Source organism: Arachidicoccus sp. BS20 (assembly GCF_001659705.1).
Classification (GTDB): Bacteria; Bacteroidota; Bacteroidia; order Chitinophagales; family Chitinophagaceae; genus Arachidicoccus.
This window is the reverse complement of the sequence record NZ_CP015971.1, coordinates 119,381-139,592: the sequence shown is the minus strand read 5'-3', so window position 1 is coordinate 139,592 and position 20,212 is coordinate 119,381. Positions and strand designations below refer to the sequence as shown.

At 39.8% G+C, this 20,212-nt stretch carries 17 protein-coding genes; 3 read left to right on the top strand and 14 right to left on the bottom strand.

What is annotated here, in order from left to right; all coding sequences use genetic code 11:
- Nucleotides 1-18: 18 nt before the first annotated feature.
- The 14 genes from A9P82_RS00635 to A9P82_RS00570 form a co-directional block, all read right to left on the bottom strand.
- Nucleotides 19-1,050: an aldo/keto reductase gene (locus A9P82_RS00635; protein ID WP_066202945.1), complete on the bottom strand. Its 1,032-nt coding sequence runs from the start codon at nt 1,048-1,050 to the stop codon at nt 19-21.
- Between the two features lie 19 nt (nt 1,051-1,069).
- Nucleotides 1,070-1,900, bottom strand: coding sequence for an IS982 family transposase (locus A9P82_RS00630; protein WP_066202942.1), 831 nt, complete (start codon nt 1,898-1,900; stop codon nt 1,070-1,072).
- Between the two features lie 284 nt (nt 1,901-2,184).
- Nucleotides 2,185-3,186: a chorismate synthase gene (locus tag A9P82_RS00625; protein ID WP_066202938.1), complete on the bottom strand. Its 1,002-nt coding sequence runs from the start codon at nt 3,184-3,186 to the stop codon at nt 2,185-2,187.
- 169 nt (nt 3,187-3,355) lie between these two features.
- A complete protein-coding gene (locus tag A9P82_RS00620) occupies nt 3,356-4,000 on the bottom strand; it encodes an HAD family hydrolase (protein ID WP_066209432.1) in 645 nt (214 codons plus the stop codon).
- 77 nt (nt 4,001-4,077) lie between these two features.
- Nucleotides 4,078-5,157 (bottom strand): class I fructose-bisphosphate aldolase, encoded by a 1,080-nt coding sequence (locus A9P82_RS00615; protein WP_066202935.1) that lies wholly within the window; start codon nt 5,155-5,157, stop codon nt 4,078-4,080.
- A gap of 11 nt (nt 5,158-5,168) precedes the next feature.
- Entirely contained in the window at nt 5,169-6,506 is a 1,338-nt protein-coding gene (aroA, locus tag A9P82_RS00610; RefSeq protein WP_066202932.1) for a 3-phosphoshikimate 1-carboxyvinyltransferase, read from the bottom strand.
- A 146-nt stretch (nt 6,507-6,652) separates the two neighbouring features.
- A complete protein-coding gene (gene aroB / locus A9P82_RS00605) occupies nt 6,653-7,681 on the bottom strand; it encodes a 3-dehydroquinate synthase (protein ID WP_082915147.1) in 1,029 nt (342 codons plus the stop codon).
- A 139-nt stretch (nt 7,682-7,820) separates the two neighbouring features.
- The gene (locus A9P82_RS00600; protein WP_066202928.1) at nt 7,821-8,909 is read right to left on the bottom strand and encodes a chorismate mutase; all 1,089 of its coding nucleotides are present in this window, start codon (nt 8,907-8,909) and stop codon (nt 7,821-7,823) included.
- Between the two features lie 147 nt (nt 8,910-9,056).
- On the bottom strand, nt 9,057-10,730 hold the full coding sequence (locus A9P82_RS00595) for a DEAD/DEAH box helicase (RefSeq protein WP_066202925.1): 1,674 nt from the start codon (nt 10,728-10,730) through the stop codon (nt 9,057-9,059).
- Between the two features lie 193 nt (nt 10,731-10,923).
- Complete coding sequence (locus A9P82_RS00590) at nt 10,924-11,427, bottom strand: DUF6882 domain-containing protein (protein WP_066202922.1); 504 nt, start codon at nt 11,425-11,427, stop codon at nt 10,924-10,926.
- 2 nt (nt 11,428-11,429) lie between these two features.
- On the bottom strand, nt 11,430-12,296 hold the full coding sequence (locus A9P82_RS00585; protein ID WP_066202919.1) for a prephenate dehydrogenase: 867 nt from the start codon (nt 12,294-12,296) through the stop codon (nt 11,430-11,432).
- A gap of 104 nt (nt 12,297-12,400) precedes the next feature.
- Nucleotides 12,401-13,576 carry a pyridoxal phosphate-dependent aminotransferase gene (locus tag A9P82_RS00580; protein WP_066202916.1) on the bottom strand — a complete coding sequence of 392 codons (1,176 nt, stop codon included), beginning with the start codon at nt 13,574-13,576 and terminating at the stop codon, nt 12,401-12,403.
- Nucleotides 13,577-13,673: 97 nt separating this feature from the next.
- On the bottom strand, nt 13,674-14,522 hold the full coding sequence (locus A9P82_RS00575) for a prephenate dehydratase (RefSeq protein ID WP_066202913.1): 849 nt from the start codon (nt 14,520-14,522) through the stop codon (nt 13,674-13,676).
- Between the two features lie 260 nt (nt 14,523-14,782).
- Nucleotides 14,783-16,885, bottom strand: a complete 2,103-nt coding sequence (locus A9P82_RS00570; protein ID WP_066202910.1) for an LTA synthase family protein — start codon at nt 16,883-16,885, stop codon at nt 14,783-14,785.
- Nucleotides 16,886-17,072: 187 nt separating this feature from the next.
- On the opposite strand from A9P82_RS00570, the gene A9P82_RS00565 reads away from it, so the two are divergent.
- The 3 genes from A9P82_RS00565 (at nt 17,073) to A9P82_RS00555 (ending at nt 20,153) form a co-directional block, all read left to right on the top strand.
- On the top strand, nt 17,073-17,534 hold the full coding sequence (locus A9P82_RS00565) for a MarR family winged helix-turn-helix transcriptional regulator (RefSeq protein WP_066202905.1): 462 nt from the start codon (nt 17,073-17,075) through the stop codon (nt 17,532-17,534).
- Between the two features lie 156 nt (nt 17,535-17,690).
- Nucleotides 17,691-19,064 carry a TolC family protein gene (locus A9P82_RS00560; protein ID WP_066202901.1) on the top strand — a complete coding sequence of 458 codons (1,374 nt, stop codon included), beginning with the start codon at nt 17,691-17,693 and terminating at the stop codon, nt 19,062-19,064.
- Between the two features lie 27 nt (nt 19,065-19,091).
- Complete coding sequence (locus A9P82_RS00555; protein ID WP_066202897.1) at nt 19,092-20,153, top strand: efflux RND transporter periplasmic adaptor subunit; 1,062 nt, start codon at nt 19,092-19,094, stop codon at nt 20,151-20,153.
- Nucleotides 20,154-20,212 lie beyond the last annotated feature (59 nt).

Genomic DNA, 20,212 nt, shown 5'->3' with positions numbered 1-20,212 from the left:
GCTTTTAATGTTGTCTCCCTAATAAAATTTAGGCAAAGGATTCAGCGTTGTATTTTGCCGCTGATGCCAATAAGGATAAAGTACTGTTTGCTCGCTCGCCGTATCCAAACGTTTGATTTGTTCGACAGATAAATTCCAGCCGACAACTTCGAGATTTTGTTTCAACTGTTCTTCGTTTCGCGCACCGATAATTAAACTTGCTATTGTCGGACGTTGCAAAAGCCAGTTTAATGCTACTTGAGGAATCGTTTTGCCAACTTCTCCGGCAACTTCTTCCAACATATCCACAATGTTGTACAACCGTTCAAAATCCGTTGCCGGACCATGAGCACCACCTTGATTAATGCGATTGTCCTGCGGAACAGGATTATTTCTTTTATATCGTCCACCCAAACGTCCCGATGACAAAGGACTCCAAACCAACGTGCTCACTTTTTGGTCAATGCCCAACGGCATTAATTCCCATTCAAATTCTCTGTCATACAAATTATACAAAGCCTGATGCGCCACATAACGCGCCCAACCGTATCTTTCAGAAACCGATAAAGACTTCATCAAATGCCAGCCCGAAAAATTGGAACAAGCGATGTAACGAATTTTGCCGCTTGTAATCAAATCATCCAATGCGCGCAAAGTTTCCTCGACAGGCGTTCTTCCGTCAAAGCCATGCAAGTGATATACGTCGATATGGTCGATATTCAATCTGCGCAAACTGTTTTCACATTGCTGAATTAAATGATAACGGGAAGAGCCGAAATCGTTTGGCTCATCACTCATAGGAAAAGTTGCTTTGGTTGAAATCAATACACGGTTGCGAACATCCTCAATGGCTTTTCCCAAAATTTCTTCAGATAAGCCACGTGAATATACATTTGCCGTGTCAAAGAAATTAACGCCCGCGTCCAGACAAATATTGATTAATCTTTTTGCTTCGTCTAACTGCGTATTTCCCCAAGCTTTGAAAAAATCATTTCCGCCACCAAACGTTGCCGTACCAAAACACAACACCGGAACCTGCAAACCCGATGCGCCTAATTGTCTATACTCCATAATTAATTCAAGTTGCTATTTAATCAGTAAGTCTATTCAAGGTATAAGCGAAAATAAACATCAATATTTTCAGTAAAAAACCTTTAAAAGTTACAGCGTGAATCTTTCTAAGGAACAGATTTTTGATTTCGCTGAATGTTGTTTCAATTCTTTTTCTGCTGTGTTCTTTCAAAAATCTTACCCAAGGTTCATCCTTTCTTTTGCTGTTGGACTTCCTGCCAATCATTAAATGAATGTTCTCTGCTTCCAACATATCATCTTCGATGGTGTAATCCGTATAAGCGGCATCGCCGTAAATACAACTTTCAGGCGCTACGCTTAACGGCAGCTTTTTCAATGCCTGCACATCGCTCTCACTGCCGGGAACAAAACCAAATTCAACCGGTATGCCTTTCGCTGTTGTCAGCACTTGCACCTTTACTCCGTAAAAATATCTGCGCATACTGCTTTGCCTGCCACGCCATTGTTTGCCTTTCAGCATCTTGCTGCGCGATATTCTTATATTGTCGCAAACCGCTACAGGAAAGGAATCTATCACATAACTGCTTGCTCCGCTGATGTCTTTCAAATACCCGCCAAGCTGAAAAAACATACTGCACAACAATGGCTCTAATCTGTGCAAACGCCTGTTGTATCTGCTTTTGTCCAACATCTGAGGACACATGCCCGTCATTTGCATAAAACCTCTCGCATTATCATGATGTCCCCCCAAATAAAGAGCCGCTACGATTGCCGTTGTTATCACTTCGCTATCGCTTACTCGACAACGTACATCTTCCTGATGACCAATTCCTTTTAATAAATCATCTACCAAACAAAATATTCTTATAACTTTATCCCCGTTGAGCATCGATAAATACCGTTTTAAGTGTGGTAACTCAAAACTATTATTTTATTCGATGCTCTTCGCTTTTTATACCATAACCCGCAACTTGGGTTAATTAAGATATTTTAATTGTAAAATGATTTGAATTATCATTTCAAAGTTAAAAAGCAATGAGAAAACCAATCGAAAAAAATCAAACAAAAAATAGCTAAAATCAAACAATTGAAATACTTAAACAGTATGTGTTGAGATAAAATAAAAATGCGCGGCAAAGATGCCGCGCATAACAAAATAATTTCTAAATAGAATTACTTCTTATAAACCCTCTCAATCTTATTTTCCAGCATCATAAAATCCAGTAACACAATCGCCGTCATCGCTTCCAGAATCACGGGTGCACGCAATGCCACGCACAAATCGTGGCGACCTTTTACAGAAAATTCATCCACGATATTTTTGTCCCAATTCCACGTCTGTTGCGGCTGCGGCGTAGATGAGGTAGGCTTTACAGCAATTCTGTAAACCAATTCATTTCCATTTGTAATGCCGCCGACAATACCGCCTGCATTGTTGGTTTTGGTTTTTCCTTCAGCGTTTTCAATCGCATCGTTGTGTTCCAAGCCAAACATTTTTGCAGCCGCGAAACCAGCGCCGAACTCCACGCCTTTTACTGCAGGAATCGCAAACGCAGCGTGTGCCAAAGCCGATTCTACACTATCGAAAAACGGTTCACCCAAACCAATCGGTAAGCCTTGAACACGGCATTCAATCAATCCGCCAACGCTATCTTTTTTATCAATGGCTTTTTGCAAACCTCTTTCCAGATCTTTGTCGCCGCCTATTTCCGTTACTTCCGCATGAATGGAAATTTCTTTGCCCAATAATTTTTTTGCAATCACGCCCGCAGCTACAATTCCTGCCGTCAATCTTGCACTGAAATGCCCGCCGCCGCGAAAATCTTCAAAGCCGCCATATTTTTCGTGTGCTACAAAATCGGCGTGACCCGGGCGCGGATGCGAACGATGCTTTTGATAATCTTCGGAGCGCGTGTTTTTATTTTCAAACAAAATTGTGATGGGCGCGCCTGTGGTATATCCATTAAAAATACCGCTTTTGAAAATCGGCAAATCTTCTTCCTGACGCGGCGTTGCACCTTTTTGTTTGCCGCCTTTACGACGCTCCATATCTTCCAAAAAATCTTCAACAGACAAAGGCAATCCCGCAGGAATACCGTCAATATTGATTCCTACGCTTTCGCCGTGCGACTCGCCGAAAACGGCAACTTTAAATATGCGACCGAAACTATTCATTTAGTTATAACATGATATTTTAAAAATGAAAGCGATTACACGTCATGCCGAACTCGTTTCGGCATCTCAAAAAAGTAATTGCCAAGAGATTCCCGCCTGCGCGGGAATGACGGCAAACATTATCCCAAATTGTAAACACTATAATACTTTTAGAATTAAAATACGATTGTTATTTCCAACCATATTCCGCTAATTGCTTCTTGGTATCTTCATAATTTTTATGCACAATACCTTTAATGCCCAAACGCTCTGCAACTTGCACAAACATTGGCCTGTCATCGATAAACAACACTTCTTCGGGCGAATGTTGTGCAATGTCCAACGCCAATTTGAAAATATCTGCATCGGGCTTTCTCAAATGTACAAAGCTCGATGAAATAAAAAAATCGACAAACTCATCCAAGCCGAAAGTTTTGATACGATAATCGTTCAGCTCACGTCCTTCGTTGCTTACAACTGCGATGTGAAAACCATACTTCTTTTTTAATGATTTGAAAAGGTCAATCATTTCGGGATATGCCGATGAAGATTTGAACATAAATTCTTTAAACGCTTTTCTGCTGAAGCTGCGCTTTTCGTAAAACACCACTCTGTCTAAATATTCATCCAAAGAAATTTTTCCTTCTTCATAAGTATCGAAAGTTAAGTGATGACGCTCTTGCAATTCTTCCGCATCTAATTTGAATTTTTCAACTGCGGCTGCACGTTTCTTTCTGTCCCAACCATTGTTTAATAATACGCCGCCGATGTCGGTAAACAGTGTTTTGATTTTTATTTCTTGTTTTTTAGTTTTAGATGATTTTGATTTTGCCATATTTATACGTGTGTTATGCACATGAATCTGTGAACACTTCATGCACCGATTATTAATTACAAATTCTTAATTGAAAACTACGCCACATCAATTTTAGTTTCAAGATAAACATCCTGAATCGCATTCAGCAATGCAACGCCGTCTTTCATAGGCTTTTGGAAAGATTTTCTTCCCGAAATCAAACCTGTTCCGCCCGCGCGTTTATTGATAACCGCCGTGCGTACGGCATCGAACAAATCTTTGCTTTCGTCGCCGGAAGATGCGCCGCCGGAATTGATTAAGCCCGCGCGTCCCATGTAACAATTCAACACTTGGTAGCGGCAAAGGTCAATAGGATTATCATTTGAAAGTTCGGTATAAATTCTTTTATCAAATTTTCCATAGCTGCTATTGCCCATATTTAATGCCTCGTAACCGCCGTTGAGTTCCGGCAATTTTTGTTTGATAATATCCGCCTGAATGGTTGTGCCGATATGATTTGCCTGTCCCGTTAAATCCGCAGAAACATGATAATCTTTACCGTCTTTTTTGAAGGCATTGTTGCGCAGGTAACACCACAAAACCGTCGCCATACCGAGACTGTGCGCTTCTTCAAACGCTTTGGCAACTTCCACAATTTGCCGGTCGCTTTCTTCCGAACCAAAATAAATAGTTGCGCCCACAGCCGCCGCGCCAAGATTCCACGCATCGCGCACCGAGCCGAACATGACTTGGTCAAATTTATTCGGATACGTGAGCAATTCGTTGTGATTTAACTTGACCAGAAAAGGAATTTTGTGCGCATATTTTCTCGATACGGAAGCCAGTGCGCCAAAGGTTGTCGCCACTGCATTGCAGCCGCCTTCAATCGCCAACTTCACGATATTCTCAGGGTCGAAATAAATCGGGTTGGGCGCAAAACTCGCGCCCGCACTGTGTTCTATGCCTTGGTCAACCGGCAAAATGGAAACATAACCCGTGCCTGCCAATCGACCTGTGTTGTAAATTAATTGAAGATTTCTAAGCGTTTGATTAACTCTGTTTGACGGCGCAAAAACATCATCTACAAAAGTAGGCGAAGGCAAATGCAACAAACTTTTATCAATGGTTTTTGAGGTGTAGGAAAATAAATATTCGTTGTCTTTTCCTAAGAGTGTAACAATATCATCATAGTTCATAAAGTAAATTTTTATGAGGATAAAGTTACGCCCAATTGTTCAAGATGATTGTAAAAATTAGGATAAGATTTTTTTACGGCGGTGGCTTCCTCGATAGTAACTTCCCCGCTTGCACGTAACGCAGCAACCGCGCAAGCCATGGCAATGCGATGGTCGTGGCGCGAATGTGTTACAGCAGAATGCACGCCTGTTCCACCTTTTACCAGCATTAAATTATCCTGCAAAACAATTGCAATTCCGAGTTTGGCAAATTCTTCCTGCAAAGTCAATGCGCGGTTGCTTTCTTTGTGTGTCAATCTTTCAACGCCTTCAATCACAGTCGTGCCTTCACAGTAGGAAGCGAGCGCGACTAACGGCGGAAATAAATCGGGACAATCATTTGCATCAAACTGAAATGCTTTTAACTTCGCAGGCGCAACTTCAATTTGTTTTTCCTGAATGGATAATTGACAACTGCAATCCTGCAACGCTTCCAATATTTTTTTATCGGCTTGTGTTGAATGAATATCAAGTCCTGAAACTGTGATGCCGCCTGCGATGGCACCGGCAACCAATAAAAATGCACCGCCGCTCCAGTCGCCTTCAACAGTATAATCAATGCGTGAGTCGTGAGTCGTGAATCGTGAGTTTGAAAAAACAAAATCGTTATAATTTTTATTTTCAGGAACATTCAATTCAAAATCTTTCATCACTTTCAGAGTCAAATCTATATATGGCTTGCTCTTTAAATTTTTCACAGAAATAGTAACGCTATTATTTTCATCATCTTTCAAAGTCCCTCCTTCGGATGGATTTAGGGAGGCTGCAAATGCTAATAACAATCCTGTCAAAAATTGAGAACTTAAAGAGCCCTCAATCGTAATATTTTTCGGTTGCAACGGACCTTTAATTTTCAAAGGTAGCTTGCCGTCATTGGAAGAAATTTCCACATTTAATTGTGGAAGAATTTCATCAAAGAAATCCATCGGGCGCGAAAGAATGCTGCCTTCGCCTGTAATGTTTACTGTTGAAGAAGTTGTCGCGGCAATCGGTGTAAACATTCTTGTACCCAAACCGCTTTCGCCGAAGTTGATAGCTATTTCGTCTTGTAACTCAATATTTGTACTGTCGATTTTTAAACTTCCGTCTTCTAACTGTTCAACTTTTGCACCTAAAGTTTGAATAACATTTAATGAAGCAATATCGTCATTCGATACACCGGGATTATGAATAATACTGATGCCTTTTCGCACCAAAGCCGCTGCACACGCGCGTTGCATCGAACTCTTAGATGCAGGCGCAACAATGCTTCCGTAAATTTTTGAAGGATGAATCGTGATGACGTTTGGAACTAAAATATTCGTTTGCATAAAAAAAATTAAAGTATAAATTTATCGCTGTTTGAAGCGAGGGCGCTTCAAACCTCTATTCTGTCGGCTCTTGCCGACTTTTTAAAGTTGCCATGAGGCAACAAAATAATCATGCGAGGCGAGGATGCCTCGCACAGCACAAAAAACTATTGCTTCTTCCCCACTGCCTCAATCACAGGCGCAATTTCATCAATCGTCAAAGGTTTGTATATCGCTTGACCTATTTTATTTAATAAAACATAATTGATTGTATCGCGCACACGCTTTTTATCGGACAACATTTTTTGCAAAGCATCTTTCCCATCAAAGTCGTAGAATGCAGGCAGACCGTAGGTTTCAATTACTTTGATTAATTTTTCCGAAGCAGGAAAACCCGTGATAGCTTTTGACAAATACGCCGCGCCAACCATTCCGATTGCAACCGCAAATCCATGCGGCAATTGATATTTATTTTCAATTGCATGACCAAGCGTATGACCGAAGTTTAATAGTTTTCTGTTGCCTTGTTCAAATTCATCTTCCTGAACAACTTTTGCCTTGAGCATTGCATTGCGTTGAATCAGCTTGCCGAGCAATTCTTTATTCTTCTGAAAGTCTTTCAGGCTGTTGGTTTCAAGCAATTTGAACATTGCTGCATCTTTGATTGCTGCGTGTTTAATGATTTCCGCAAAGCCGTTAATCCATTCGCTTTCGGGCAAAGTTTTGAGCAAAGAATAATCGTACAACAAAAATTTAGGCTGACGAATTATCCCAACCATATTTTTATACACGCCAACATCTACACCGTTTTTGCCGCCAATCGACGCATCGACCATCGCAAGAATGGACGTAGGTACAAAACCAAAATCCACGCCGCGCATATACACCGAAGCCACATAACCCGCAATGTCCGTAACCACGCCGCCGCCAATTCCAACGATGGTCGATTTCCTGTCCGCGCCGGCTTCAATCAGTTTTGTGATGAGTTCATCAACGGTTTGCTGATTTTTAAATTCTTCGCCAGCCCCTATCAATAGTACGTTCCAGCCTTTTAATTTCTTTTGATAATGATGGTACAGATTATCATCGGTAATGATAAAAGTCGATTTTTTATCGAACAGGTTTTGCAACTCGCTTAATGAACTGTCGAAATAAAATGTAGTGGATGCGGAAGAATATTTGATTATCTTTTTCAAAACAATTAAAAGTTTTAAAAGAGATTGCCACGTCGCTCGTACCTCGCTCCTCGCAATGACGACAAACGTGCTCCGTCATTGCGAGCGCAGCGAAACAATCTCAATTATTAATTTTTAATTACTAATTATTAATTAATAACTAATCGTTCATAATTTTATTCTGATGCGCAATACTTTCCATGTGAACTGCATCAAAATATTTGGTAACAAATTCTTTGCTCAAGCCTGCTTTCTCTCCTTTTGCAATGGCTTTTTCCAAAATTTCGTTCCAGCGATTTGTTTGCAAAATCGTTAAGCCGTTTGCTTTTTTGTATTCGCCGATTTTGTCCGCAATCTTCATTCTTTGCGACAAAAGCTGTACAAGTTCATCATCCAAATGATTGATTTGCTGACGGAATTTTTCCAATGTCTGATGGTCAATATTTGCTTGTTCTTCTTTACGCCAAACAATTTCATCCAACATCTTACCGAACTGCTCCGGCGTGATTTGTTGCTTCGCATCACTCCATGCTTTGTCGGGATTACAATGTGTTTCCACAATCAATCCGTCGTAATCCAAGTCAATCGCTTTTTGTGCAACTGCCTGCAAAATATCTCTGCGACCGCTGATGTGCGACGGGTCGTTGATGAACAACAATTCAGGATAACGGCGTTTCATCTCAATCGCCAAATGCCACATAGGTGCATTGCGGTATTCCGTGTTGCCATAAGCTGCAAATCCACGATGAATCAAACCGATGTCTTTAATACCCGCACGGTCAATGCGTTCAACCGCGCCTGTCCATAATTCGAGGTCGGGATTGATTGGATTTTTGATTAACACGGGAACGTCCACACCGCGCAACGCATCGGCTACATCCTGCACGGAGAAAGGGTTCACGGTAGTACGCGCGCCAATCCACAGAATGTCGACACCAAAATGCAAAGCGTCTTCCACTTGCTTTGGCGTTGCCACTTCAACCGCCATCGGCAAGCCCGTGAGTTCTTTTGCTTTTTGCAACCAAGGCAAGCCTTTTGTGCCGATTCCTTCAAAACTTCCGGGACGTGTACGCGGCTTCCAAATGCCCGCGCGAACTACATCAATCTTTCCCAATTTGCTTAAACCAACAATGGTTTCAATAGTTTGTTCTTCAGTTTCCGCGCTGCACGGACCTGAAATTATCAACGGGCGTTTTTTCCAAACCTGCTGAATTTTTTCTTTTTGTGATGCAATATCTAATGTTTCCATTTTTATTTATTTTTTGTTTTTTATTACACGAATTTTAACGAATTACACAAATTGTTTTGAAAAATAGAACGCTGTTTCTCTATGGTAATTATGGTTTTTATTTTCCAATAAATCCCAAAAATCCAACCAAATCATGGTTCAGAATAATTATCGTCTTCTTCCACCTCCGCTGTCCGCATCGTTCATACGAATTTTTCTTCCTTTAAAATTCTTGCCGTCCAAAGCGCGTATCATTTGATTCGCGGCTCGTTTATCAATTTCTACCCAACTGTTCATTTCTTTCATATCGATTCTTCCGAGCACGTCTTTTCTCAAATCGCTCATATCTAAAATGAACTGTAAAAAGCTCGCTTTATAAAAGCCGTCTTTTGTACCGATGTTGATGAACAGTCTTGTGGTATCGCCCTGAAAGTCTCGGCTGTCGCGCCTTCCGCCGTCACGTGAATTTCTTCCGCGACCTCTGTCGTCGCTTCTGCGTTCGTTGCGGTCTTGAATACGCGCATTCAAATCGCCAGCATTTTCATAGTATTTCAAAAAGCGGTCAAACTCTAAAGCAGCCACACGTTTCAGCACTTCTTCTTTGGAAATGTCGGCAAATTTTTCTTCCAGCATCGGCACATAGGTTTCATAATCGCCGTGCGAAATATCCGCCTTCAACAATTTATCCATGAAGTAAAAAAACTGTTTACGGCATACATCTTTACCCGACGGAATTTCTACTTTGTTAATTTGTGTCTGAATAATTTTTTCAATCTGGCGGAGCTTGTATGCTTCGCGCTGATGAATGATGCTAATCGCAACGCCCGTATTTCCTGCGCGCCCCGTACGTCCGGTGCGATGCGTGTAAACTTCCACATCGTCGGGCAACTCGTAGTTGATAACGTGTGTAATGTCTTTCACGTCAATACCGCGCGCCGCCACGTCCGTAGCGATTAAGAGCTGCAAACTTCTGTCGCGGAATTGGTTCATCACTTTGTCTCGTTGCGGCTGCGAAAGGTCGCCATGCAAGGCATCGATATCGTAGCCTTCTCGTGTGAGTTTCTCTGCAATTTCCTGCGCTTCGGCTTTGGTTCGTGTAAAGATAATTCCGTAAATACCGGGATTAAAATCTATCAAACGCTTTAACGTTTCGTAACGATGAATTGCTGATGTAACATAATATTGATGGTCAATATTTTTGTTCGCCGTGTTCACTTTACCCACCGTAATTTCAACCGGCTCTTTCATGTAGCGCTTACTCACTTTGCGAATTTCATTCGGCATAGTTGCACTGAAAAGCCACGTGCTATCGCGGTTCGGCGTGTTTTGCAGGATGAATTCAATGTCATCCTGAAAGCCCATATTGAGCATTTCATCGGCTTCGTCCAACACTACATATTTTATCTGTTCGAGGTTGATGGCTTTGCGTTCAATTAAATCAATCAATCTTCCGGGCGTTGCCACCACAACCTGTGCGCCTCTGCGAATATCTTTTATTTGCAACGAAATGGATGCACCGCCGTAAACCGCTACGACCTGCAATCCTTTAATATGCTTTTTAAAACTAATTATTTCGTTTACAATTTGCAAACATAGTTCTCTCGTAGGACAAACGACCAACGCCTGCGGATACTTATCGTTTGCATCGAGCAAATGCAGCAACGGCAGACCGAATGCCGCCGTTTTTCCGGTCCCTGTCTGCGCAAGACCGATGAGGTCTTTTGTTCCGTTGATTAGAACGGGAATCGCTTTTTCCTGTATCGGCGTGGGATTTACATACCCCATTTCCGTAACTGCCTGCACCAAACGCTCGTCTAATCCTAACTCTTCAAATGTTATCATGTTTATTTGTGATTTGTGATGTATGATTTTTGATTTTCCTCATACAAAAATCAACATCTTTTTTAATTGCTTCGGGCATCTTGCCGTCGGCTTGTTTTGTTCGTATTTAAAATTTATGTTCGACCCTTCGGGTCGGATTTTTTGTCTATTTTTATTTTTATATATTTGCGACCACTCTTGTGGTCAATTATTTTTAATCGCTTATTTTTTTTAATTCTATTGCATCAATAAATTCTAATGCCGTTAATAGTTTGAAATGGAAAATATTTTCTTCATCATTTGGGACACGATATACACCAATCGATTTTAATGCATAAGCAGAAATTGCCGTCATTTCCCATCCGTCATAAATATCAGCTTCCCATTTATCTGTATAAAGTTTATCAAAATTGTTTAACTGCCCCAATTCTTTCACAGTAAGAATTTCAGTCGTAACATTTTTCAAACAAGAATCATTAGCCCAAGCCCAAAGCCATGTGTCTGATATGTATGAAACAGAACCAACGTTTTCAAATTTAAATGCTATGCAAGGCTTATCATTATTACTAAAAGTAATTAATCCTGTATCTTGGTCGTAATAATATCTTTCATGCTTACCTAATAAATATTTATCCTCGCACAAATCCTGTTGTGCATATAAATATTCATAACTAAGCTTTGATAAATCTTCAAACGATTTATAAATAGATAAACTCATTATTATTTCAATATCTTCTTAATCTTATTCGACCCTTCAATCAATTCGTTCAGATATTCCCAGTTTTCCTTCTCCAAAGATGACTTGAATTTTCGCAACTGCGAAATATATTCGTTCAGCACATCCAGCACATTTTCTTTGTTTTGTTTAAAAACGGGAACCCAGGTTGCCGAATTACTTTTTGCCAAACGCACCGTACTTTCAAAACCCGAACTCGCGAGATTGAAAATGGTATCTTCTTCTTTTTCTTTTTCCAAAACCGTGTTCGCCAATGCAAAACTCGTGATATGCGAAATATGCGAAACATACGCCAAATGCACATCGTGCGCTTCGCCGTTCATATACACCAAACGCATCCCGATTTTTCGATAGAAATTTTCTACAAATTCCAAAGCATCTTTATCGCTGTCGTCTTTGTCGCAAATAATGTTTACTCGGTCGCGTAAGACATTGTGCTGCGCTGCTTCGGGACCACTGAACTCAGTTCCCCACATCGGGTGCGAAGCTACATATCTTCCGCGCTTCGGATGATTTTTCACGGAATTGATAATATCAAATTTTGTAGAGCCTAAGTCAATAACGATTTGCTCATCGACATTCTCCAAAATCTTCGGAAGCTGTGTTGCTGCAATGGTTACAGGTGTTGCAAGAATGATAAAATCAGCTTGTTGCACGGCTTCATCCAAAGGCAAAATTTCATCAACCAGACCAAGTTCTAATGCTTTCTTTGCGTGTTCTTCATTTGCTTCAACGCCGATAATTTTTGATACGATTTTATTGTCGCGCAAAGCATACGCAAATGTACCGCCGATTAAACCAAGACCGATAACAGCCGCTATTTCAATATTTTTATTTAAAGAATTATTCATTATCGTTTTATTTTGAGATTTCTCCCTGCGGTCGAAATGACGAGCGCTATCTTTGATTATATGTGCGCGTCATTCCGAACGAGGCACGAGTGAGGAATCTCAAATCATGCAAATCTTTTTAATCCTGCAAAATCACGATTCACGCGCCGAATCGCTTCTTCAAACCTTTCCATATTTCCGCAAAGACTTATTCTGATATAATTATTTCCTTCGCTTCCGAAAATTCCTCCCGGCGTAATGAACACATTTGCTTTGTATAAAATATCGTCCGCCAACTCATAACCGTCTTTATATTTCGCGGGAATTTTAGCCCACATAAACAAACCGACCTGCTCTTTGCGGTATGTGCATTCCAATAAATCCAACAGCTCATACACTTTCGCACGACGCGCTTTATAAACTTTGTTTACGCTGTCATGCCAATCTTTACCAAGCGTCAAAGCCTTTGCTGCTGCGAGTTGCAGCGGAAGAAACATACCGCTGTCCATATTGCTTTTGAAGCGCAAAATTTCATTGATGCGTTCTTCTTTCGCCAACAACATTCCCAAACGCCAGCCCGCCATGTTGTGCGATTTGCTCAAAGAATTTAATTCAATCGCCACATCCAAAGCGCCTTCAACACTCAAAATACTTTTCGGGTTTTCATTTAGAATAAAACTGTACGGATTATCGTGAATGATTAAAATATGATGCTTACGTGCAAAGGCAACCAACTTTTCAAACAACTCAATTGTCGCTTCCTGTCCCGTCGGCATTTGCGGATAATTTGCAAAAAGCAATTTTACTTTTGATAAATCTTGCTGTTCCAATTCATCAAAATCAGGCTCATAATTATTCTCTTCTTTCAACGAATAAGGCAGCATTTCTGCGCCGGTCAAAGAAACATTGCTTGCATAAGTAGGGTAACCCGGATTCGGCACAAGCACTTTGTCGCCTTCCTGCAGATACGTCATGCAAATGTGCATGATGCCTTCTTTTGAACCCATCAAAGGCAAAATTTCTTTATTCGCATCGAGTGAAACATTGTACCATTTTTTATACCAATCCGCAATCGCATTTCTGAAAACAGGCGAACCTTTATACGATTGATAACCGTGAACATTCGGCTTCGCACTTTCTTCCTGCAAAGTTTTTATAACATCAGGATGCGGCGGTAAATCGGGACTCCCGATACCGAGATTGATAATATCTTTTCCTTGCTTGTTCAGCTCATCCACTTCTCTAAGTTTTTTTGAGAAGTAATATTCTTTTATATTTTCAAGACGTTTTGCCGTTGCCATTTTTGTTGTTATTAATATTTTAAGTTCATGGCTTATGGTTCATAGTTCACAGCCGGAACACTTGCTATGAACTATTAGCTATCAACTATAAGCCAACTCACACATTCTTCCCTTTTCTATACACACCGTATACTTTCAACTCTTCTGTTACCGGCTTTAATTTTTTCAATACCGAGCTTAACTGTTCACGCGTGTCAAACTCCATATCTGCATGAAAACTATACTTCCAATCGCTGCCGGGAATCGGGAAGCTTTGCAGCTTACTAAGATTAATATCTGTTTCATTTATTTTGTTCAAAACCTTTGCCAGACTACCTTTCGAGTTATCCGTATGAAAATAAACGGACGCTTTGTTCGCATCATCGATTTCCGCTGTATCTTCTTCCCTACTCAAAATCAAAAAGCGTGTATAATTGTTTTTCATCGTGTGAATGTTCGGAGCAATGAGTTCCAAATCGTAAATTTCCGCAGCAAGTCTGCTCGCAATTACACCGATATACGGACTTTTACTTTTCGCTAATTTCTTTGCGCTCAACGCTGTGTCTTCGGTTTCTACGAGCTTCCAATTATGTTCGTCCAGATATTTCAAACATTGCTGCAATGCCATCGGATGCGAATGAATTTCTTTCAGTTCACTTAAACTTGTGCCAATATTAACCAGCAAATTTTGACGAATTTGCATATACACTTCGCCCACAATTTTGAGGTTGCTTTTTTGCAACAAATTATAATTCGGAAGGATGCTGCCGGCAATGGAATTTTCAATCGCCATTACTCCGCCCGTACTTTCACGCTTGTGTGAAGCAACTTTTACCAAATCCCTGAATGTATCGCAACATACAATTTCTACATCTTTCCCGAAAAAATGCTGTGCCGCTTCCTGATGAAAACAGCCTTCGTATCCCTGAATAGCAACTTTATGTTTTTGAATTTTTTGATTACTCATACATCGTATATATAAAAAAATCCCGAAAATTTCGGGATTGGTTTTGTTCAGATTTTATTTTCTAATTACAAAAGCCAACCCGCTTTCTTCTAAAAAAGAAAGAGAAATAAAATCCGAAATAATATGTAACGCGAGAAAACATTTTTTTTATTTATATATCTTTTCACTATTATTTGACAAAGGTAATTACAAATACGAAACCACCAAATAAATTTTGGAAAATAAAAAGTTATAAAAAATCGTGCGGTCGTTATTAATTGTTAGTTCGCATCATTTTGAAACTTGCCGTTTTGCATTAGCCAAGCCGAAGTTTGATAATAGCTTACCGTTTCGTTCTGCAAATTTTTATCGATATTTTTCACTGGCACTTCCTTATACTGATATTGAAATTGCGGCTCAATACTGTCCAGTATTTTGGGCGCAAGATGATACTGTTTCACTTCCCGCACAGGCGAAAGCACCGTAAGCGTATCGTTTTTAACAAAGCCCATATCTTCATAAGTCGCTATAAAAGCGCGCGGCTTGTAATTCGCATCTAACACATTTTGCCCGATAAATTTTGATGAATAACTGAAATGTAAAAGACTCATCACAGTTGGCATAATATCTATTTGCGACATCAGTTTATCAACTTGTTGCGGTACAATAAAACCGGGCGAATACACAATACACGGAATACGATATTTAGACATCGGCAAAGCCGTTTTGCCCGACGAAGACGCGCAATGGTCGGCAACAATGATAAACACGGTATTGTGGAACCACGCTTGCTTTTCGCTCACTTCAAAAAATCTTCTCAAAGCATAATCAGTATATTTTACGCCGCCTTCTCGCGATTTTGCATCGCCCGGAATATCAATTTTTCCGTTCGGATATGTGAACGGACGATGATTGCTAACCGTCATCCAATGATTGAAAAAAGGCCTGCCTGTCGCAGCTTCCGCGTTCATTGTTTTAATCGCTTTCTTTGCCATATCTTCGTCGCATACACCCCAAATATTGGCGAAAGAAATTTCATTCGGCGCAAAATTATTTCTGTCCACAATGTCATAACCATTGCCCTCGTAAAAATCTCTCATGTTATCAAAATAGCTGTAACCGCCGTACAGAAATTTTACCTGATAACCTTTTTGCTTAAAAATAAAGCCCGTGCTGAATTTATTTTCATTACCCTTCCGTTTGATAATGCTTTCGCCGGGCGCAGGCGGAATGCAAAGCGTAACAGCCTCAAGCCCGCGCACAGTGCGGTTTCCGACGGCGTACAAATTTGTAAAAAACATACTTTCATCTGCCAGCGAATCAAGAAACGGCGTAAGATGATTTGAATTTCCATAATGTTGTAAATAATCTTCGCTCAGGCTTTCAACGGTTATCAACACCACGTTTTTGTGTATTTCGGGCAACGAATCTTTTACTTCATGCAAAGTAGATTTCCCCTGCAAACCGGGCAACTGATTTTTTAATAATCGAAATGCTTCAGCTTGATTTATCGTCGAATAAAATTTGAAATAATTCAAATCGTTATCGATAAAAGCAACACAGAATTTATACACACCATCGGATTGCAATTCGCTTGCGAACATATTGTCAGTATTGCCCATTTTGCTCAACAAAGGCAATAACCAAAAACTCAGAAACGCAGCACCGCCGTATATTACAGTGATTTTTATCTTGGTAAAAAACGTTGGCAATTGTGTAACGAAAACCCTCGTTTTATACACAATCCAAAAAGTTATCGCGAGTGCAATAATTCCAAGCATAGTAAACAAGGGCACAACAGGATAAGATTCCATGATGTTACCTATGACTTCATTGGTGTAAATCAAATAATCAACCGCGATAAAATTGTAGCGTACGCCAAACTCGTTCCAAAAATAATATTCGCTCAAGGCATTCAGCAAAATGAGCGCGGCAAAAAGCAAAACCGTGATGAAATAAAATACGGTTCTCAACGGTTTGCGCAATTTCGGGAAAAACAGCATCAATCCGAACAGCAATGTTTTAAAACTTACAAACAGGATTCCGATGAGCGGAACAACATTGCCGTATTGCTTCAGAATATTGTTGAAGAAAATGAGATAACACAGCAATGCAACCAACAATCCGAAGATGATATAACCGAAAGGTTTTTTAAATTTTCCATCAGACAAAAACAATAAATACAACCATAACAGTGTACCAAGAAGTACAAATATCAGCGCATCGTTCAATGCACCGCCGACGAAAATTTTTACATAATCGATAAAGTAAAAATGCGCTGTAGTAACGGGATTCAGCAGCAGTGCAATTCTCAGAACAGTACATACACTCACATAAAAAACCAACAACCATAAAACCGGTTTCCAATATATTTTCAAAAACATACGCACAATTACTTTCCTCCTCTTTTTTGAATTTATAAACTCATTAAGCAATAAAAACGTGCAAGATTAATTTTCAATTCTGAATAAAAACTGAATTTTCTATTGTTTCAATAAAAAATAAATGAGAAATAATATTTTGTTGATATATCAACAAAAATTTACTTTTGCAGGGAATTAAACCTTTAAAATGAAGAGCAATAATCCGTATTTAAAAGAATTGGAAGGGATGCTTACACCATATGTTCACAGCATCAGCCAAGTGATACATAAGTTCGGAAACGATATGATGAAAGAAAGAAGAATGCCGATTGCTATCGACCAGCTTCCGGTACTAATGACTGTATTTCTTGGCGAAAACTTGACACAGCAAGATATTGCCACTTATTCAAAAAGAGATAAATCGTCTGTAAAGCGTACACTTTCTGTATTTGAAAAAAAAGGGCTGATTAAAATAGTAGCGCATCCTGAAGACAAGCGCAAAACAATCGTGCAAACGACTGATGCCGGAGATTTTGTTGCAGAGCAAGTACGGCAAATGATTCACGAAGCAGAAGAAAAAATTTTTTCTTTCCTTACAAAAAAAGCAAGAAAAGAATTGCTCGAAACTTTAAAGAATGTGCTGGAAAGAATCAATCCCGAACAATGTTGATTTTTATAAAGTTGTTATATCTACTAATTTGAGGTTATCCGGCGTCATTTACCGATTGAATACAGCCGGTTATCGAAAATCCCTTTCAGTTGAGAAATACTTAAAATTACTTTGCATCAACTTTCTAATAAATAAGAACCCACAAATATTTTAGAAATGCTACAAAAGTCTTTTGGTTTGATAATCTTGCTCACATCGGCTTTTTTTCAAAGCCGCGCACAGCAATCCATGACGTTAAAACAATGTATCAATTACGGGTTAAAAAACCATATTTCCGTAAAAATACAGGAAAACAATATTGAGCAATCCAAACAAAAAGCCAATGAAGCGCTTGCCGATTATCTGCCGCAGGTAAGCATCAATGGAAACCTCGACAGAAATTTAAAAGTTCAGTCCAGCGTTTTAAGCATGACTTCTTCCGACGGCTCAACAATCCCCGGCGTACCAAGCGGCAGCGGCTCCGGAGACATTATTATAAAACTCGGAACTCCTTATGCTGCGGGCTTTACAGGCGAACTTGACCAACAAATCTATAATCAGGCAAAGCTCGTTGGCATCAAAGCTTCCGAACCAAATAAGCAATTGTCTTTATTGAATAAACAAGCAAACGATGAATCGCTGATTTATAATATTGCGGCTGCATATTTTCAAATAATCGTTTTGCAAAAACAATTGGAATTGCAACTTGACGATAAAAATCGTTATGAAAAATTATTGCAAGTGGCTCAACTCCGCTTTAATCAAGGCGTAGCAAAAAAAGCCGATTTGATGCAGGTTCAGGTAAATTTAAACAACGTGATTTCGCAACTTGCTACAACGCAAAGCAACTTATCTTATAGTTATAATGTTTTAAAAAACAGTATCGGCGTGCCGCAATCGACCGATATTCAATTGTCCGACACTTCGCGCTGGCTACAATTTACGCCCGACGCAACTGCTCCCGTTCCGGAATTTAATTACGCAACCACAACGCCCTATTTGCAACAAAAAGCGCAGATTTCTTTGTATGATTTCAACAGAAAAAATATTAAAGCAGGTGCAATTCCATCGTTGTCCGCTTATGCAAGATATGGTTTGAACGGTTTCGGAAATTCCATGAGTGATGCTTATGGAAAGTTGTATGATTATTCCGCAGTCGGTTTGAAATTAACATGGAATATTTTCACGGGACTCAGACGCAGCGCGCAATACAAGGAAGCTACCGTTGATTATGAAAACGCAATTAACAATTTAAAGCTGAATGAAGACAACCAGAATTTGCAGTATCAAAATTCAGTTGTTTCCCTGCAAAGAACAGATTCGTCCATCTCTGTAAACCGCGCCAACATGGTGCTTGCTCATGAAGTATACGATAATACATCGCTCGCTTATCAGCAGGGAACTTCCGATTTAAGTGCATTGTTGAACGCAGAAAATTCATACCGCGATGCACAGAATAATTACCTGCAATCGCTGCTTGATTTTTATCGTGCACAGCTTGATTTGCACAAATCTGCCGGAACACTCAAACAATATTTTGAACAATTATAATCATCCACTCTTTGTAAAATTTATTTTATGTTAAGAAGAATATTCATCATCGCTTTTGTTGTTTTGGTACTTGGGGCAATTGCTTTTAAACTTGCATCCAATAAAAAAGAAATTGACCAAAAGAAAGCAGTTGCGCCTATTACAAACTTGCAAATTCCCGTAAACATTTATACCGTTGCTTTGCAAAACTATAATGATAGTTTGGTAAAAGTCGGCACGTTGATTCCTTTTAAAGAAGCAGATATAAATGCAATTGTTGCAGGGAAATTGGTTTCGGTAAACTTTAATTTGGGAACAAGGGTTTCTCAAGGCGAAGTTGTCGCAAGTCTTGACAACCGTGCAATACAGCTCAATTTAGAGCAGGCGGTAACCAACAAAAACAAATTGGAAAAAGACCTGAAACGTAACGATACTTTGTACGCGGGCAATGCAACCACTTTGCAGGATGTACAAAACACAAAGTTGAATTACGACAATGCAGTAAACCAAATTGATTTGCTGAACAAGCAACTTTCCGACACCAAAATCAAAGCACCGATTAACGGACAAATTGTTACGAAACTAAAAGAATCCGGCGAATATGTTGCAGTAGGAAATTCGCTCGGACACATCGTGGATTTATCAAGTTTAAAAGCGGATGTAAATGTGAACGAAGCCGATGTTTATTCTTTAAAAATTGGTCAGGAAGTTTTGGTAACAACGGATATTTATCCGAATACCATTTTCAAAGGACACATCAATTTTATCAGCGACAAAGGCGATGCTACGCATAATTACCAGGTAGAAATTACTTTACAAAACAGTGATGCGCATCCGTTAAAAGCGGGAACTTTTGCCTATGTAAATTTTGAAAGAAAATCTTCAGGAACGGCAATTCTGATTCCACGTTCTTCTTTGTTGGAAGGAATGCAAACACCGAAAGTGTATGTGGTTGAAAACGGAAAAGTCATCACTAAAAACATCGTTACAGGAAAAGAAATCGGCGATTTGATTGAAGTGAAAAGCGGCTTAAACACAGGCGAGCAAGTGATTACAAGCGGACAAATCAATCTGAAAGAAGGTTCATTGGTAAAAGCGATTACAGAATAATTTCACACAGTGCGCACAGAGAAATTGAGGCACAAAGACATTTCCTCTGTGTCCCACTT

Excerpts from the sequence above, each read along its gene's own strand:
- A9P82_RS00560 (WP_066202901.1), top strand. The coding sequence starts at position 17,691 with ATGCTACAAAAGTCTTTTGGTTTGATAATCTTGCTCACATCGGCTTTT.
- A9P82_RS00570 (WP_066202910.1), bottom strand. The coding sequence starts at position 16,885 with ATGTTTTTGAAAATATATTGGAAACCGGTTTTATGGTTGTTGGTTTTT.
- A9P82_RS00615 (WP_066202935.1), bottom strand. The coding sequence starts at position 5,157 with ATGAACTATGATGATATTGTTACACTCTTAGGAAAAGACAACGAATAT.
- A9P82_RS00565 (WP_066202905.1), top strand. The coding sequence starts at position 17,073 with ATGAAGAGCAATAATCCGTATTTAAAAGAATTGGAAGGGATGCTTACA.
- A9P82_RS00630 (WP_066202942.1), bottom strand. The coding sequence starts at position 1,900 with ATGCTCAACGGGGATAAAGTTATAAGAATATTTTGTTTGGTAGATGAT.
- A9P82_RS00585 (WP_066202919.1), bottom strand. The coding sequence starts at position 12,296 with ATGAATAATTCTTTAAATAAAAATATTGAAATAGCGGCTGTTATCGGT.
- A9P82_RS00635 (WP_066202945.1), bottom strand. The coding sequence starts at position 1,050 with ATGGAGTATAGACAATTAGGCGCATCGGGTTTGCAGGTTCCGGTGTTG.
- A9P82_RS00555 (WP_066202897.1), top strand. The coding sequence starts at position 19,092 with ATGTTAAGAAGAATATTCATCATCGCTTTTGTTGTTTTGGTACTTGGG.
- A9P82_RS00625 (WP_066202938.1), bottom strand. The coding sequence starts at position 3,186 with ATGAATAGTTTCGGTCGCATATTTAAAGTTGCCGTTTTCGGCGAGTCG.
- A9P82_RS00600 (WP_066202928.1), bottom strand. The coding sequence starts at position 8,909 with ATGGAAACATTAGATATTGCATCACAAAAAGAAAAAATTCAGCAGGTT.
- A9P82_RS00620 (WP_066209432.1), bottom strand. The coding sequence starts at position 4,000 with ATGGCAAAATCAAAATCATCTAAAACTAAAAAACAAGAAATAAAAATC.
- A9P82_RS00590 (WP_066202922.1), bottom strand. The coding sequence starts at position 11,427 with ATGAGTTTATCTATTTATAAATCGTTTGAAGATTTATCAAAGCTTAGT.
- A9P82_RS00580 (WP_066202916.1), bottom strand. The coding sequence starts at position 13,576 with ATGGCAACGGCAAAACGTCTTGAAAATATAAAAGAATATTACTTCTCA.
- aroA (WP_066202932.1), bottom strand. The coding sequence starts at position 6,506 with ATGCAAACGAATATTTTAGTTCCAAACGTCATCACGATTCATCCTTCA.
- A9P82_RS00595 (WP_066202925.1), bottom strand. The coding sequence starts at position 10,730 with ATGATAACATTTGAAGAGTTAGGATTAGACGAGCGTTTGGTGCAGGCA.
- A9P82_RS00575 (WP_066202913.1), bottom strand. The coding sequence starts at position 14,522 with ATGAGTAATCAAAAAATTCAAAAACATAAAGTTGCTATTCAGGGATAC.